The following is a 15,902-nucleotide window of genomic DNA, read 5'->3' as shown; positions in this document are numbered from 1 at the left end:
GAATAGAAACATGTATAAAGAGCTGTCTAGCTCTTTTTTTATTCTGAAAATGAAGTTTTTGTAACACGATATGTGTAGAAAATGCACTAAGACACTATAACTTTAGCCGTTTAGGATAAGAATTGAGTCGTTCATTACATTTTTGGTTATACGTTACTTTTTTGTGTTACATTAGGAATAGTTAGAATATTATAAAAGTAAAAATTTGGAGGTTTCATAGGGAGGATATATTCTAACCTATTTATTTGGTTATGCAATATAAATATTAATTGGAAAGAGGAGGAGAATACAATGAAGAAAAAAGTGATTTTTTCTGAGACAACAACAGGAAAAAAACCTCTATTAAAAGCAGATCGAATCATTTACATTGAAGGCGGCGAAATAGGATGAAAATTGTTAGTATTTCTTTAGTAAATAGCCTATTAATACTCTTAGTGGTGCTTATTCATAAAATTTTCTTTAGAGTTTTATTGCTTGGATATGAAAACTTGTTTATCTATTGGGGCTCCTTTGTTTTAATCTATTTTATTTTAAATTTAATTACAAATAAGATACTGTTACCTAAGGGGAAATAATCGAAAATAGTTAAGGTTAGAATGGTTTTAACAAAACCCATTGACAGCGATTTCATATGGTGGTACTATATCCATGAGGCTTGTTACCGGTAATGCGGGCAATACCAGATATTAGTTTTTTGGCTGATATGTGTGGTATTGCTCTTTTTATTTTGCTTCAAATAGGTGGTGATTTGTTTGAGAATTGAGAGGATTTTAAATAATAATATTGTGAGTGCGATTAGCGAGGATGCGCAGGAGTTGCTGATTTTGGGAAAGGGGCTTGGCTTTAATTCTAAAGTTGGTGATCCAATTAATGAATCGAAAATCGAAAAAGTTTTTGAGTTGAAAGATGATACAATGGATAAGTTTAAAATGATTGTAAATGAAATTCCAATACAATTTTTAGAAGTAACTGATGATATTGTGAAGTTATTCAAAATGAAAACAGCGAAAGATATTAGTGATGTCATCTATATTTCTCTTTCGGATCATCTGTACTTTGCCACGCAACGATTGCAAGAAAATGTGGTTATCGAAAATCCACTCTCGTGGGAAGTGAAACGCTTTTATCAGGAAGAATATGCAGTGGCCAAAGAGGCTGCTAAAATGGTGGAAAGTAAGCTTGAAATAGAGCTGCCCGATGCTGAAATTTCTAATATAGCGCTACATTTTGTTAATGCGGAAGTAGATAGTGATATGAACGACGTCACACACATTATGCAGTTAATTCAAGAAATTATCTCTATTATTAAATATCATTTTAACATCGAATTTGATGAAGAAAGTACGAATTATTATCGTTTTATGACCCATCTGAAGTTTTTCTGTCAACGCGTAATTATTGGCGAGACAATTGACGAAATGGATGAATTTCTTTATCAAACGGTGAAGAAAAGTAGAGGCGTTATTTTCGACTGTATTGATAAAATTGGCGTGTTTTTGGAAAAGAATTATCAATTTACGATGAGTCATTCGGAACAGTTTTATCTCGCACTTCATATTGAACGGCTTTTAAAAAGAAAAAATAACCAATAGGCTTGTTACCGCGATTTGCGGGCAATACCTGGATGATTGTATGCTTTTTTAGGTGCATTTCATTCAGGTTTTTCTATTATATTTAGGAGGATTAGCATGGACTACAATCAGTTAGCAAAAGAAATTTTACAAGCAGTCGGTGGAAAAAATAATGTAAATGAAGTTTATCACTGCATTACCAGACTACGGTTTCAATTAAAAGATCAATCGAAAGTAAATGAAAAACAATTAAAAGGTTTGGATAAAGTGATGGGGACGAACGTTGCGGGGAATCAATTCCAAGTAATTATCGGAAATGACGTACCCAAAGTGTTTGACGCATTAGCAGCAGAAAATCCTGCTTGGAAAAACAAAGAAACGACGAATAAAACGACCCGGCAAAAAGGAATCAAAGGATTTTTCTCAAATATTTTTGATGCGCTTTCGGGCGTTTTTGCACCAATTCTTCCTGCGATTGCGGGAGCTGGTTTAATCAAAGGTTTCATGGCATTATTTGTTTCACTTGGTTGGTTAGCAACAGATACAGAAACTTACCGTATCTTGTTAGCTATCGGTGACGGGGTATTTTACTTCTTGCCAATTTTAGTTGCTGTAAGTGCCGCGCGTTACTTTAAAGCGAATATGTTTGTCGCGCTTGGAATTGGAGCGGCGCTACTTTATCCGGATTTAACTGCTTTACTTAGTGCGGGCACAACGCCACACTTTATCGGGTTACCAGTAACTCCAGTGACGTATGCTTACTCTGTTATTCCGATTTTACTTGCAATTTGGATTATGTCTTATGTGGAAAAATGGGTGGATCGGATTATTCCAACCTCGTTAAAATTGCTGTTTGTCCCATTAATTACAATGTTTATCGTTGTTCCTTTGACGCTTGTTGTTATTGGACCACTAGGTACATTTGTTGGAGACGGTGTATCTGGCGGAATTAACTGGTTATTAAATAATGGTGGAGTCATTGGTGGTATCTTGATTGGTGGTGCCATGGCCATTATCGTTATGACTGGTATGCACTATGCAATTGTTCCATTTGTTATTAGTAATTTAGCAAAATATGGTTATGATAAATTTTTACCGTTAACTTATATTTCCAATATGAGCCAAGCGGGAGCGACTTTCGGTGTGTTTTTCCGAGCAAAAGATAAAAAACTGAAATCATTAGCATTTTCAACTGGTTTAACTGCATTAATGGGCGTAACGGAACCAGCGATGTACGGGATAAACGTGGTATATAAACGTCCTTTCATGGCATCGTTAATTGGTGGGGCTGCTGGTGGCGGCTTTGCAATGATGTTTGGTGTAAAAGCGTATGTCTTAACTGGTAACGGTGGTATTCCAGGACTTCCAGGTCTTGTCGGAGATACTTTTGTTTATGCATTAATTGCGATGGCCTTAGCATTTATCGTAGCTTTAATTTTCTCTTATATTTTCGGTATTGATGAGCAAATGGTAGAAGCAACGCCTGTAGCAGAAAAAATAGCAGCGGGGACAGAAATTTTGCAAGCTCCTGTTACTGGTGAATTAGTAAAAATGAGCCAAGTAAATGATACTACTTTTGCTGATGAAATTATGGGTAAAAGTATTGCGATTAAACCAAATGAAGGTAAACTTTATGCTCCAGCTAACGGCACAATCATTTCGCTTTTCAAAACAAAACATGCGATTGCTATGAAGTCAGATAATGGCGCTGAAATATTATTACACGTAGGCATTGATACAGTGAAGCTTGATGGTAATTACTTCACGGCACATGTTGCGACGGGTGATGTAGTGGAACAAGGAGATTTATTAGTAACGTTTGATATGGAAAAAATTGCAGAAAAATATGATACAACCACGATGATGGTAATTACAAATACCAATGAATACGCAGTGGTAGAAGCTAAAGAGAATGGTATTGTAACGAAAGGTAATCAAGTAATGGAATTAAGGAGTGAGCAAAATGAGTAATACGAAGTTTCCAGATGGCTTTATGTGGGGCGGGGCGACCGCGGCTAACCAGTTTGAAGGCGGTTATAATTTAGGCGGAAAAGGACTTGCCTGTGCGGATTTATTCACTGGTGGAACGCATACAGAGCCAAGAAGAATTACCGCACAATTAGAAGAATCCACTTTTTATCCAAGTCATGAAGCAGTGGACTTTTATCACCATTATAAAGAGGATATTAAGTTAATGGCAGAAGCTGGATTTAAAGTGTTCCGGATGTCAATAAACTGGACTCGTATTTTCCCGACAGGAAAGGAAGCAGAGCCTAACGAGGAAGGATTGCAGTTTTATGAAGATGTTTTTAATGAGCTGAAAAAACATCAGATTGAACCGTTAGTGACGATTGCTCATTTTGATATTCCGCTAGCATTAACAAATGAGGTGAACGGCTGGGCATCACGAGATTTGATTGATTACTATCTTCATTTTTGTGAAGTGATTTTTAAACGTTATAAACATTTAGTAAAACACTGGTTGACTTTCAATGAAATAAATACTGCAACAATGGAAATTGGGAATTATTTATCGCTTGGGATTCGTCATGCGGAGGGGGATTTTCTTCATCAAAAAGATGACCCAAAAGTGAGATATCAAGCGCTTCATCATCAATTTGTTGCTAGCGCAAAAGCGGTAAAACTAGGACATAGCATCAACCCAGACTTCATGATTGGCTGCATGATTGCTTATATGCCACGCTACCCGCGTACTTGCGAACCATCCGATGTTTTGCTAGCTAAGCAGACGGAAGCAATGCACAGCCATTTCTGCGGCGACGTTCATGTCAAAGGTTATTATCCTTTTTATGCAAAAACGTTTTTTAAAGATAATGGCATTGAGCTTGAATTTGATCCAGAAGATGAACAAATTTTGCGAGAAGGCACGGTTGATTTTTACACATTTAGCTATTATCTAACGCTTTGTGCATCCAACGATCCTGCCTATAAAAATTCGGGAAAAAGTGTTATCGGAGGGGCTGAAAATCCTTATTTAAAAACAAATGATTGGGGAATGCAGACAGATCCTGTAGGGCTTCGGATTGCGCTGAATGACTTATATACTCGCTATAATATTCCGCTTATGGTAGTTGAAAATGGTTTAGGAGCCTTTGATAAATTGGAAGATGATGGGACGATTAATGATCCGTATCGAATTGATTATTTCAAAGAGCATATTCTTCAAATGCATAAAGCGATTCAAGATGGTGTTGATTTGATTGGCTTTACTATTTGGGGTTGTATTGACTTAGTGAGCGCATCTACAGGGGAAATGGCCAAGCGTTATGGCATTATTTATGTGGATAAATACGATGATGGAACCGGCGATTATTCGCGTAAAAAGAAAGCATCCTATTATTGGTATAAAGATGTGATTAGTTCAAATGGTGAAATTGGATTGGAAGAGTAATCAAAAATCCCAGCTACTAAACTGTAGCTGGGTTTTTTTAGTCAAATAAGAAATCTAAAATCTTATCACCAATTTTTTTCTGCTCTCCTTGATAAGGGAAGCAGTGCATGTGCATCGCTGGGTTGAAGTTTAGCTCAATGATAGCATGTTTATCGCGATCAATTGTTTCACGTGGAACAATTATGTCTACGCCGCAAATTTTGGCGTCAAGTACTTGTGTAGCGCGAATAGCTATCTCTTTGAAGTAATCGTCCATCTCTTCAGTATAGTCAATGCTATCGCCACCTGTGCTGACGTTGGAGTTTTCGCGAAGGTAGATGATTTCTTCTGCTTTAGGAATGCTATCCCAAGAAAGGTTTTGCATGGAAAGCATTAGAGTTTCTTCTGGACCAGTACGGATTTTTTCAAGTGGTTTCAAATGATCTGTTCCGCGCAAAGGATCTGTGTTTTTTTCTTCGACCAGCTCGCGCACTGTATGAATTCCGTCGCCGGTTACGTTAGCGGGGACACGTTTTAGTACAGCTTCAACTTTGTCGTTAATAACTAAGAAGCGGAACTCGTCGCCAGGAATGAACTCCTCAATAATGACAGAGCTATCATAACTGAATGCGATATTTAAAGCTTCTTGGTAATCTTCTAGCGTAAATTTGTTTTTGAAAATACTAATTCCCCAACCATAGTTGGTGGATTTTGGTTTAACGACGATTTGTTTATCCTCAAATAGGGAGAATGCTTCAAGAGCAAGAGCTTGGTCACTAAAACTATCGCCAAAGGGCACTCGGATATCGTGTTCTGCAAGTACAAGCTTTGTAACGACTTTGTTTTCCATCATTAAAACGGAAACGTAATTATCTTTGGACGTTTTGCTCGCTTGTTTTACATATTCAATGTGGTCGCCTTTTTGGAAGCGAAGGAAGTTTTCAGCTCGGTCTAATACGTCGACTTTGATGCCACGCGCAATGGCGTCTTTCCATATGATTTGGGTGGAAAGCTCCATATCTTCTGCGCCAATCAATTTGTAGGCTAGAGCTTCGGTTTCTTCCATATAAGTTTTGGCTTGGTTTAAATGGAAGTCCACGTAGCCTTCTTTTGTTACTTGTTGTTTCACTTGTGCAGCAATCGTTTTTTCAGGGTGTAGCAGACGTTCTTTTTGTTTTTCGATGATTGCTCGGAGTTTGGTGTCTTCTGGTCGCAGACTTTTGATGAAGTCGCTCATCTTGTCGAGTTCTAAAAGCCCAGCATCTGCGAGTGGTATGTCTTCATTATCGCAATTTTTTATTGAGGGCTGCGCGAGGCCATTTAGGGCAATATTATTTTCATTTTCATCGGCCAATTGTTGATTATTTGCGCACAACTCACGATCTTCTGAAAGCAAACCTTTGATTAAAAATAGGTGAATAAAATCAAGCTCGTCTTTAGAAATGCCATTTGGTTCAAGTGGATTTAGGTCAATAGAGCGAATCTCTAAATATTCCACGCCGTGCTCCGCTAAACTTTCGACTGTTTGGTCGGTATGCGCATTTTTCAAACGAATTGGGTTATAAAATTCGCGCATACTCTCGATTTTGCCTGCTTCGATATAGTTAGAGATGCTAGAAATATAAGCGTCGAATGAATTGTAATCAACGAAAAGAGCTTCTTTGTTTTTATACCCAGCATTACTATTTCGAAGAGAAATTCCATCACGAAGCGCGCTACTACCGTCTGGAAGGGATTCTTCGTGCTTCGTTTTCGAGAAATCAGCAAGGTAAACCGGACTTGCGCCAGTTAAATAAATAAGCAACCAGCGATTTTTCATAAAGTATTTTGCAACTTTTAAATATAGACGATTTTTAAAATCTTGCTTCGATTCTTCTGGGAGGCTAATATTGGCATATAATCCGTCAATTAAAGCTTCCGGGAATGAGAAATTATAATGAATGCCAGATAATAATTGGATTTTTTTACCGTAGCCTTTTGCTAAATGTTCGCGGTATTTTCTGTCCGGACTATCGGGTGTTTTATATTCAGCAATTGGAATATCTTCTTCCGCTGGTAAAATGGGCGGATTGCTAGATGGCCAAAGTAGTTCGTTTTCGGAGCGTAACGAAACGATATTATGAAGATTTTCAAGCCATTCATATACAGAGTCAATCGAGTCCGTCACTGGGGTAATCATTTCAATCTGACTTTCCGAAAAATCGGTTTTAATATATGGGTTATCCTCTTTTGGACCAAAAATAGCTGGATGTGGCGTAAGGGCCAATTTTCCATCAAAAGTTACGCGAATATTTTCTTTTTCTAAACCAAAATGTCCAGAAAATAAAAGCTTCCGGAGATTAGGGTCTTCTTTAAAAGAATCAAGCATGGTCATATCAAGTTTTATCATGTTTTCACCTCAGGGGTTTTAAATAAGTTCATATAGGGATATTTTACCGCAATATGTGAAATTAGTATAATGATTGGTTTGTAACTTTTTATAGCGAATTGGTAGAAAATTTTTAAAAATGTAGAAAAAATATTCCAGAGCTTATATAATGAGTGAAAGAGGTGGAATAATGAAAATTCGGAACTTAACTAAAAAGATGGACGATAACTTGGTTTTGAAGGATGTTTCATTTGATTTAAAAGCGGGGGAGATTACCGCGTTAATTGGTCGAAATGGCGTTGGGAAGACAACTCTATTTTCAACGATGACGGGAATTTATTTGCCTGATGAGGGCGATGTTTTCTTAGATGAAGAGAGTATTTTTAAACACCCGGAAGTGAAGCAACAGCTGTTTTTCTTGGAAGATAATATGAACCATTTTAATACATACAGTGTACAGACAGTTGTTAAGATATATCGGCAAATTTATACGACTTTTGATGAGGCTTTTTTTAATGAATTAATGCAGCAATTTGAACTGCCGATGAAGGCTAAGCTAATGTCTTTTTCAAAAGGACGAAAAGCCTTATTTTTTATTATTTTAGCTTTTTCACTCAATGTTCGATTCTTGCTGCTAGATGAACCGTTGGACGGGCTAGATATCATTATTAAAAAGCAGATTTTAGCAACGATAAAGGACACGGTGAAAAAACGAGGAACAAGTGTAGTGATTGCATCTCATCGTTTGGAAGAACTCGAGGCAATTGCGGATCGAGTGATTGTTCTAAAGGGTGCGAGCGTGGAACTAGATTATTATTTAGAAGATATGCGGACCGATGCAGTGAAAATACAAGTTGCATTTAAAACGAAAAAAATACCTGGTTTTGTGAAAAATAACGCGCAATTATTGTATCGTAATGGGCGGATTTACACGCTTCTGGTGACTGAAAATGCCAGCAGTTTTCTTGCTGAATTACGTTTAGAAGAGCCGGTTTTGCTGGAAGAGATGTCTATTTCGATAGAAGACATTTTCACGGTGCATTTAGCAAATGATAAAATAGATTATTACGAGATTTAAAACAGACGGGAGGGACAAGGCTAATAATGTTTAATCGAGGGTTATGGTACCGGGAATGGCGTAATATGAGATGGATGCTTTTGGGTGTTGTGATACTATTTTTCTTAGGAATTACCTTGGGACTAATGTCAGACGCAGATAGATGGAATAGTCAAAAAGAGTACTACGAATCAAGTGAGTTTTTAAAGCAACAGAAAGAAAATCCTGAATTTAAAACTTCTGATGAGGAAATGAAAGCTAGTTTGACAGTGGCGTATTTAACGGTTCCAATGTATACAAATTTTGTTCAAGACGAGTTTGTAGATTACATGCCATTTATGTTTTATTTTCAAGTAGAAATGTTTTTTACGTTGATTAAAGTGAGTGTTTTTATTTTAGGGGTTTTGGCCGTTATTTTCGAGCGCTACACAAGAGCAAATCGTTTTACTGCATCATTACCATATAAACGGACGCACATAGTTGGGGTTAAAATGATTATGGGAATAGCGACCATTGGACTGAGTTATCTTATCTCAATGGGAATTGGGTTGACATACTTCATGTCGCATGTTCCGAAAGAATATATTCAACTAGATGCACCAAAATTTTGGGTGGATATAGTTGGTGGATTATTTACTTATATCCTTATATTTTTAGTAGCTATTTTAATTGGTTTATTGATAGGTTCGCCAATTGCCGCGGCTTTTGTGGCATTTGGGGTGATGTTACTGCCGAACGTGTTAAATCCTACTTTAGATAATATGTATAACTTTATTTGGCCGCATGGTGGAGATAAAGGGATGTCTAAACTGCTACGATTTGAGGATTATGTGAATGTGTTTTCTCCGTTTTCGTTTGAGTCCGCATCGTTTGGGGCTGTGATTTTTAGCGTAATATTAAGTGTACTCATGGTCGTTGCTATTTTAATCTTATATAAGAAGCAGCACATTGAACGAAGTGGTTATTTATTTGCATTTTCTTGGGTTAAATGGCCGTTTTTAGTGTTATTTTCGTTATTTGTTGGGATGACTGCGGCTAATTTGGCAGTGACAGATACAGAGCTTGGTTTCGTTGGCTATTTAGCTTGGGGAATAGGAGCGACGATTGGTAGTTTCATTTTGGCACTCTACATTTTAAACAAAATGCGTGGGCTTTTCCAATTGTCTAAAACGAATTAAAAAAATAGCTTTTTTATAGTAGGCAAGTCCGGTATAATAGAGGATAGAATGAGCGAGGGAGGATTTAGCATTGACGACAGAAACAGAAACGATTAAACCGCAATTAGCTGAATTGAAAGCTAATTTAACGAAGCGGAACTTGCAATATGTTATGGAAGTCGAAAAGCATTTGCGAGAAACTCATTACGGCGAAGAACAACAAGAAATTATTGTTTATGAAATGAGTGAAAAGATTTTAGCCGAACAGAAAAAAGGCATCACAGCGAGAAAATTATTTAATTTAACACCAACAGAATATGTTGTTTCTTTAGATGTGAAAGCTGCTACAGTGGAGCAAAACACGGATAAATGGTGGCTAGTACTTGACGGTGGACTCCTTGTACTTGGAGCGATGATGCTGATTTCAGGAATTAGTGCTTATTTCCAAAAAAATGCACAGACTTTAGGAATTATCGTGTTATTAATCACTGCAGTTGTTGGTGGCTTCGCAATGCTTATCTTGCGTAAATACGCTTCTAACATGCGCGCTGGTCAAAAAGGTGGAACAATAAAATACTTACTAGTAGCGGTCGGAGTCATTGCGGTATGGATGTTTGTAATGACGATTGTACAAGTGACAATTCCTCCAAATATTAATGTAGCGTTAAGTCCGATTGTTAACACAGTTGGTGGTGCAATTATTATTGCCCTACGTTTCTATGTGAAGAAAAAGAAAAATATTCCATCCTTATAAGAAGATGGACACGGACAGGTGACCTAGATTGCATAATGCGAAGCGGTCGCCTGTTTTTATTTCCCGGGAAATACTGATACAGATGAGGTGAATAAACTTATGTTTTCGTATGAAGTGATTAGGCAATTTACAGAGACAGAGCATCATTTATACCGGTACATAATGGACAATCGGGACAAAGTTATGTTTATGAGAGTGCGCGAGCTTTCGGAAGTGACGCACGTTTCGCCGGCTTCGATTGTTCGATTTACAAGAAAATTAGGCTGTGAAGGTTTTTCTGAATTTAAAGTGAAGCTAAAACAAGAAGCGACACGTGAAGTGAAGAAAAAAACGGCGGATACAGTAGAAGTTTTAGAGGAATTCTTTGAACGGACAATGAATCGTGATTATGATCATGTGTTAGATGCGGCGGCGGAAATTATCAATGAAGCTGATTTAGTCGTGTTTTTCGGAATCGGGACTTCAGGGATTTTAGCAGAGTACGGCAGTCGTTTTTTCTCCAATATGAAAAAGCGGACGTTTTATATTAAAGATCCATTTTATCCCAACCCGGGAGAGCAATTTAAAAATAAAGCAGTGATGATTATACTTTCTGTGTCAGGCGAGACGGACCAGGTGCTTGAACAGGCGCAAAATATGCAACAATATGGCAGTCGGATTATTAGTATAACCAATACGAGCCACAACACGCTTGCGGGCTTATCTGATGTTAATATTCCGTATTATGTAACGCAAGAAATGGTTGATAAGACGAATATTACGACACAAATTCCGGTGCTGTTTTTACTGGAAGCGATGGCGAAGAAAAATTATAATCAAGAACAAGAAGAATAATAAAAAGCGTGTAGGTTTTGAGGCCTACACGCTTTTTTATTAGTTGATTTTCTTATATACATGCACGAACTCAGTGACAACTTCTCTTAATGTTTCGGTTGTGATGAGTAAGTCTTCCGCATGGATTAAAAGTAATTGAATTTCCACTTTTTCACCGGAAGCTTCTTTTTGGATTAGCTTATGATGCTCGTGGTGCCCGTTTGCGAGTGTTTCGCCGCCTTCTTTTAGTTTTGCTTCTGCTTCCTCGAAATTGCCTTCACGAGCCGCACGAAGTCCTTCTAAGTAACTGCTTCTCGCAGAACCAACTTGGCTAATCATGCCAAAAATAACTGTTTCCATTTCATTCATGTCTATTTTCCTCCTGTAAAAAGTGATACACTGCGCCGAGTAGGCCAGCTTGGTTTTTATGTGTTGCTGTTTCAATAATTGTGTCACGCAGTCCAAAGCTCTCCATATGATGCTTTAGCTCCGCGATAAAAGTAGGGCGGCTTGTAATTCCACCACCGATAAAAATGTGCGTTGGATCGAACAGGTAAATTAAATTATAAAGCCCCGTACAAATCCCGGTATAAAACTCAGTAATAAGTCGTTCCGAAACGGCATCATGCGCATCATAATTAGCAAAAATTTCTTCACCAGTAATCTCTTCCAAAGGGCGCCCAGTAAGTTCCGCGTATTGTCTACGAAGAACGAGCATGGTTGTGGTCTCATTTAGCGTATATTTGCCAGGACGGAAAGCACCAGGACGTTCGCTAAACATATAACCAAACTCGCCAGCCCGGAAACGACCGCCGCGAACTAATTCACCATTGGAAAAAATACCGCCACCAATCCCAGTTCCGATCGTTAAACAAAGAAAATCATCCAAATCTTGCCCTTTACCAAGCCATTTTTCAGCGAGTAGGGCACAATTGGCGTCATTTTCGATGGCAACAGGAAGTCCGGTTTCCGCTTCGAGCCATTCTTTCAAATTAAAGTTATCAAATCTACGAATAGCGCCGCCCATTGTGATAAGCCCGGTTTTCGGATTCACGTAGCCCGGTGCGCTGACTGCAATGCCGGTCACGTCAGTATTTTCAACAAGAAACAATTTCATTTCTGCTAAAATTTGGTCGCCGTCGCTACCGCTGATTTCGGCTGATTTTGTTAAAATAATTTCACCATGCGGCAAAACGACCCCCATTTTAAGGGCCGTTCCACCGATATCAAAAGCTGCAATTTTCATTTTGTCACATCCTATTGTTCCGTTGAGGCTGTTGCATTTTTGTCCATTGCAGCATCACTCGCGGCAATTTTGTTAGATACAAGTACGAATGGTAGATAAATAACTGTTGCGACGGCTAGACAGAGCAAGCCGACCAGAAGCGCGAGCCAGTTTCCTCCTGTACCAAGGAATGGAATCAGTGGTCCCGGAGTTGTCCAAGGCACTTGATAGGCGACAGGTGGAATAAGTTTTGTTGAGATGAAGAAGTAACCAATTAATGTATTGATTGCTGGTGTAATGATAAAAGGAATCACCATAATTGGGTTTAATACGATTGGTAAACCGAAAATAACTGGTTCATTGATGTTGAAAATCCCTGGTGCAAGAGAAAGTTTCGCGATATCGCGGTAGTCTGCACGACGGGATGCGATAAAGATAGCAATCAGTAAACCTAGAGTCATACCAGATCCGCCGTAGTTTGCGAATCCGTCATTTAGGCCAGCCCATGTTGCTGGGTAAGGTGCGCCCCAAGCAGAACCATGTTGTGCTACGTAAGATAAGTTATCTAAGTTTGGTTCAGTGAAGATGGTGTCACGAATAGCCGCAACTGTGTTAGGTCCGTGAATACCAAGAACCCAAAGTAAGTTAGAAACAAGTCCAATGATGATAACAGAGAATACGTTAGTTCCCATGTCTTTAAGTGGCGCTTGAATAACTGTGTAAACAAGGTCGTTTAAACCTTCTGGAGCGACTAAAGTGATTAAGTAGTTAATTACAGAGAAAAGAATAGTGATGATGATAACTGGAATTAATACTTTAAAAGAACGAGCAACTGCTGGTGGTACTTGGTCAGGCATTTTAATCATTAAACGAGGGGATCTAGCTAGACGGCTAAATACTTCCCCAGTAATAATCGCTACGATAATCGCAACGAAAAGGCCTTGTGCGCCTAAGAATTTGATTGTCATGTAAGATGCATTGTCAACCACTGTGTAAGGTGTATAAACGATAAAGAATGCACCTATCGAGGTAAGTCCACAGAGCAAATCATCCTGTTTAAAGAAGATGGCGAGATTCCGTGCGACTAAGAATACAATCAGAATCGCCATAATATTGGTTGAACCTTGCATTACCGGCGAAAATACAGCCTGTGCATCTGCTAAATTAGGGAAAATTTTCCCTAGGAATAAGATTTTTGCAATAAAGCCATCCGGTGATAATACTGCGAAGTTAATCAAAGTGATAATTGAACCAGCCATAATTAATGGGAAAACTAAAATAAATGCATCACGAATTGCTGCAATATGGCGCTGCGAGTTCAATTTATTCGCAACTGGTACTAAAACACGTTCCATGCCGTGTTCAAATTTTGACATCATACTCATTTTAAAACCTCCCTATTTTAAATGAAACTCCCTTAACCAATTTCCGCGAAAGCTTTTTCAAGAACGGCTTTCCCGTTTAACATACCATAATCTTTCATATCAATTACAACAACAGGGATGCGACCTTGTACAAGTTCATCCACTTGCGGTTTTTGGTAACGGACTTGAGGTCCAAGCATAACGATATCCATTTTATCTACTACGTTACTAGCTTCAGATACTGGCAATGCTTCAATTTCAATTTCTTCCCCGATAGAGGTTGCGTGCGCTTTCATTTTAGTAACTAGTAAGCTTGTCGACATTCCGGCCGCACATACAAGTAATATTTTTTTCATTAAGATTTTCCCTCCCAAAATGGTTGAAGCAGAGAGAGAACAAGGCTTATTTGCCCTGTTCTTCTACTAAATTAGCTCCGTTTGCTTCGATTGTCTTTTTATACCAGTAAAAACTGTCTTTTTTATAGCGTTTTAATTCTTTTTCATCATTTTCATCGCGGTCAACATATACGAAACCGTAACGTTTTTGGTAGCCGTTTAACCAGCTTAGTAAATCTGTGAAGCTCCAAGTGCAGTAACCAAGCATCTCTACACCGTCCGTGATTGCTTCTTGGATTGCTAGAGCATGCGCGCGAATGTATTCAATCCGGTACTCATCATGGATTTTATGGTCTTCCGTCAAGCTATCATACTCACCAAGACCGTTTTCTGTAATCATGATTGGTAATTTATAGCGGTTAGTAATTCTACGTAAGCCAATGCGCAAGCCAGTTGGATCAATATCCCAGTCCCAATTCGTTTTCTCTAAGTAAGGATTATTGGTGTTTTTGTATAACCCCGGTACACCAGTTTCCTCGGAAGTGCCTTTTTCGCCAGTTGTGTTCATTTTCCCAGAACCAACGCCGTCTTTCCCATTAAATGCATGAGTCATTGAGCGGTAATAGTTAACTCCCATGAAATCAGGTTTTCCTTTTTTCAGAAGTTCCGTATCGCCTGGTAAGATTTCCGGTGCAAGACCGTGCTCTTCCAGCCAGTTCCAAGTAGCAGTAGGATATTCACCCCATGTGTAAACATCCATCCAGAAATGGGCGTTGAATTCTTCGGAGTTTTCAGAAGCTAACACGTTCGCTGGGTTGGCATCGATGGAGTAACTTGGTCCGTAAGCGAAACTTGGGCCAATTTTTCCGGATGTACCTAGCTCGCGGAATTTAGCAATTGCAGAAGCATTCGCCAAGTTCGCATTGTGATTTGCCGCAAACATACGCTTGTCGTCAGAAACGCCAGGTGGGTGATACGCTAATTTGTAACCGTGTGAGATAAATACGTTTTGTTCATTAAGTGTTACCCAGTATTTAACTCGGCCGTTAAAGCGTTCGAATAGAAGGGCAGCGTAGTTAGTGAAATCTTCTACGACTTTGCGCGACTCCCATCCACCATATTCGTCTTGAAGCCCTTGCGGAATATCCCAGTGGTAAAGTGTAACGACTGGCTCAATTCCATAAGAAAGAAGTTCATCAATCAAATTATCATAGAATTTAAGTCCTGCTTCGTTAACTTCCCCGTTACCATGCGGGATAACGCGACTCCATGCGACAGAGAAACGATATGCTTTTAGGCCCTGTTCAGCCATCAATGCGACATCTTCTTTATAACGATGGTAATTGTCCACCGCTACATCTCCGTTTGTTTCTTTGAATGTTGTTCCAGGAATGCGAACAAATTCATCCCATACAGATGGTCCTTTGCCATCCTCATCCCAGGCACCTTCTACTTGGTACGCTGCAGAAGCTGATCCCCATAGAAAATCTTTTGGGAAAGGTTTCAACTTATTATGTTCCATTATGGCACCTCCAAAAATTATGTGCGATTAGTCTGTTTTAGTTTTGCTTGCCTTATTAATGTAAACGGTTTCGACTAATTGGTAAATAGATTTTGGTGCTTTGGGTTCGTGTTTCATATCAATGGTATAAGTTTCTGAGTTGAAACGCTGTGTTTCGTGCATGTGATTGGGAGAACAATTGACATTTGGGGCAGCATCCTTTATTCTATATGTATTAATGAAAAGAGGTGAGATGACATGTTTCTTTTGAATGCGCGAACTAGTATAGCTAAATTTTTGTATATTGTCCGTGCAATTTTTTCCGTTATTGCAGTTACATTGGCGAAGTCTGCCCAAAAAACTGTA

The 15,902-nt window shown here is 38.7% G+C and carries 15 protein-coding genes; 8 read left to right on the top strand and 7 right to left on the bottom strand.

The genetic code is table 11. The features are described from left to right. The first annotated feature begins 386 nt into the window (after positions 1-386). The 4 genes from CKV70_RS14125 to CKV70_RS14110 all read left to right on the top strand — a co-directional run bounded on the left by CKV70_RS14125 (position 387) and on the right by CKV70_RS14110 (position 4,983). Entirely contained in the window at positions 387-575 is a 189-nt protein-coding gene (locus tag CKV70_RS14125) for a bacteriocin-like WGxF protein (RefSeq protein ID WP_003733894.1), read from the top strand. Between the two features lie 177 nt (positions 576-752). Then, complete coding sequence (gene licT / locus CKV70_RS14120; RefSeq protein ID WP_003732126.1) at positions 753-1,592, top strand: BglG family transcription antiterminator LicT; 840 nt, start codon at positions 753-755, stop codon at positions 1,590-1,592. A 96-nt stretch (positions 1,593-1,688) separates the two neighbouring features. Continuing rightward, the gene (locus tag CKV70_RS14115) at positions 1,689-3,542 is read left to right on the top strand and encodes a beta-glucoside-specific PTS transporter subunit IIABC (RefSeq protein WP_003722132.1); all 1,854 of its coding nucleotides are present in this window, start codon (positions 1,689-1,691) and stop codon (positions 3,540-3,542) included. Beyond that, positions 3,535-4,983, top strand: coding sequence for a glycoside hydrolase family 1 protein (locus CKV70_RS14110; RefSeq protein ID WP_003722131.1), 1,449 nt, complete (start codon positions 3,535-3,537; stop codon positions 4,981-4,983). The genes CKV70_RS14115 and CKV70_RS14110 overlap by 8 nt, the downstream gene beginning before the upstream one ends. A 37-nt stretch (positions 4,984-5,020) precedes the next feature. Here the strand turns inward: CKV70_RS14110 and gshAB are convergent, their stop codons facing one another. Further along, a complete protein-coding gene (gene gshAB / locus CKV70_RS14105) occupies positions 5,021-7,351 on the bottom strand; it encodes a bifunctional glutamate--cysteine ligase GshA/glutathione synthetase GshB (RefSeq protein ID WP_014601220.1) in 2,331 nt (776 codons plus the stop codon). Between the two features lie 169 nt (positions 7,352-7,520). On the opposite strand from gshAB, the gene CKV70_RS14100 reads away from it, so the two are divergent. The 4 genes from CKV70_RS14100 (at position 7,521) to CKV70_RS14085 (ending at position 11,132) form a co-directional block, all read left to right on the top strand. Further along, positions 7,521-8,408, top strand: coding sequence for an ATP-binding cassette domain-containing protein (locus CKV70_RS14100; RefSeq protein ID WP_003722129.1), 888 nt, complete (start codon positions 7,521-7,523; stop codon positions 8,406-8,408). 26 nt (positions 8,409-8,434) lie between these two features. Continuing rightward, positions 8,435-9,565 carry an ABC transporter permease subunit gene (locus tag CKV70_RS14095; RefSeq protein WP_003732124.1) on the top strand — a complete coding sequence of 377 codons (1,131 nt, stop codon included), beginning with the start codon at positions 8,435-8,437 and terminating at the stop codon, positions 9,563-9,565. Positions 9,566-9,635: 70 nt separating this feature from the next. Next, positions 9,636-10,298 carry a DUF1129 domain-containing protein gene (locus CKV70_RS14090; protein WP_003732123.1) on the top strand — a complete coding sequence of 221 codons (663 nt, stop codon included), beginning with the start codon at positions 9,636-9,638 and terminating at the stop codon, positions 10,296-10,298. A gap of 99 nt (positions 10,299-10,397) precedes the next feature. Continuing rightward, a complete protein-coding gene (locus CKV70_RS14085; RefSeq protein ID WP_003722126.1) occupies positions 10,398-11,132 on the top strand; it encodes a MurR/RpiR family transcriptional regulator in 735 nt (244 codons plus the stop codon). Between the two features lie 39 nt (positions 11,133-11,171). On the opposite strand, the gene CKV70_RS14080 is transcribed toward CKV70_RS14085, so the two are convergent. The 6 genes from CKV70_RS14080 to CKV70_RS14640 are packed head-to-tail and all read right to left on the bottom strand — an operon-like array spanning position 11,172 to position 15,893. Continuing rightward, positions 11,172-11,480: a PTS sugar transporter subunit IIA gene (locus CKV70_RS14080; protein ID WP_003722125.1), complete on the bottom strand. Its 309-nt coding sequence runs from the start codon at positions 11,478-11,480 to the stop codon at positions 11,172-11,174. After that, entirely contained in the window at positions 11,473-12,357 is an 885-nt protein-coding gene (gene bglK, locus CKV70_RS14075; protein WP_014601219.1) for a beta-glucoside kinase, read from the bottom strand. The genes CKV70_RS14080 and bglK overlap by 8 nt, the downstream gene beginning before the upstream one ends. Positions 12,358-12,368: 11 nt before the next feature. Continuing rightward, on the bottom strand, positions 12,369-13,721 hold the full coding sequence (locus CKV70_RS14070) for a PTS sugar transporter subunit IIC (RefSeq protein WP_003722123.1): 1,353 nt from the start codon (positions 13,719-13,721) through the stop codon (positions 12,369-12,371). 32 nt (positions 13,722-13,753) lie between these two features. Continuing rightward, a complete protein-coding gene (locus CKV70_RS14065; protein ID WP_003722122.1) occupies positions 13,754-14,056 on the bottom strand; it encodes a PTS sugar transporter subunit IIB in 303 nt (100 codons plus the stop codon). Between the two features lie 46 nt (positions 14,057-14,102). Further along, positions 14,103-15,557 carry a glycoside hydrolase family 1 protein gene (locus CKV70_RS14060; RefSeq protein ID WP_003725314.1) on the bottom strand — a complete coding sequence of 485 codons (1,455 nt, stop codon included), beginning with the start codon at positions 15,555-15,557 and terminating at the stop codon, positions 14,103-14,105. A 27-nt stretch (positions 15,558-15,584) separates the two neighbouring features. Further along, positions 15,585-15,893 carry a hypothetical protein gene (locus tag CKV70_RS14640; protein ID WP_014601218.1) on the bottom strand — a complete coding sequence of 103 codons (309 nt, stop codon included), beginning with the start codon at positions 15,891-15,893 and terminating at the stop codon, positions 15,585-15,587. Between the last annotated feature and the right edge of the window lie 9 nt (positions 15,894-15,902).

It is taken from the genome of Listeria monocytogenes (assembly GCF_900187225.1).
In the GTDB taxonomy this organism is placed as follows: domain Bacteria; phylum Bacillota; class Bacilli; order Lactobacillales; family Listeriaceae; genus Listeria; species Listeria monocytogenes.
The sequence above is the reverse complement of the archived record's forward strand: the minus strand, read 5'-3'. Positions and strand labels throughout refer to the sequence as shown.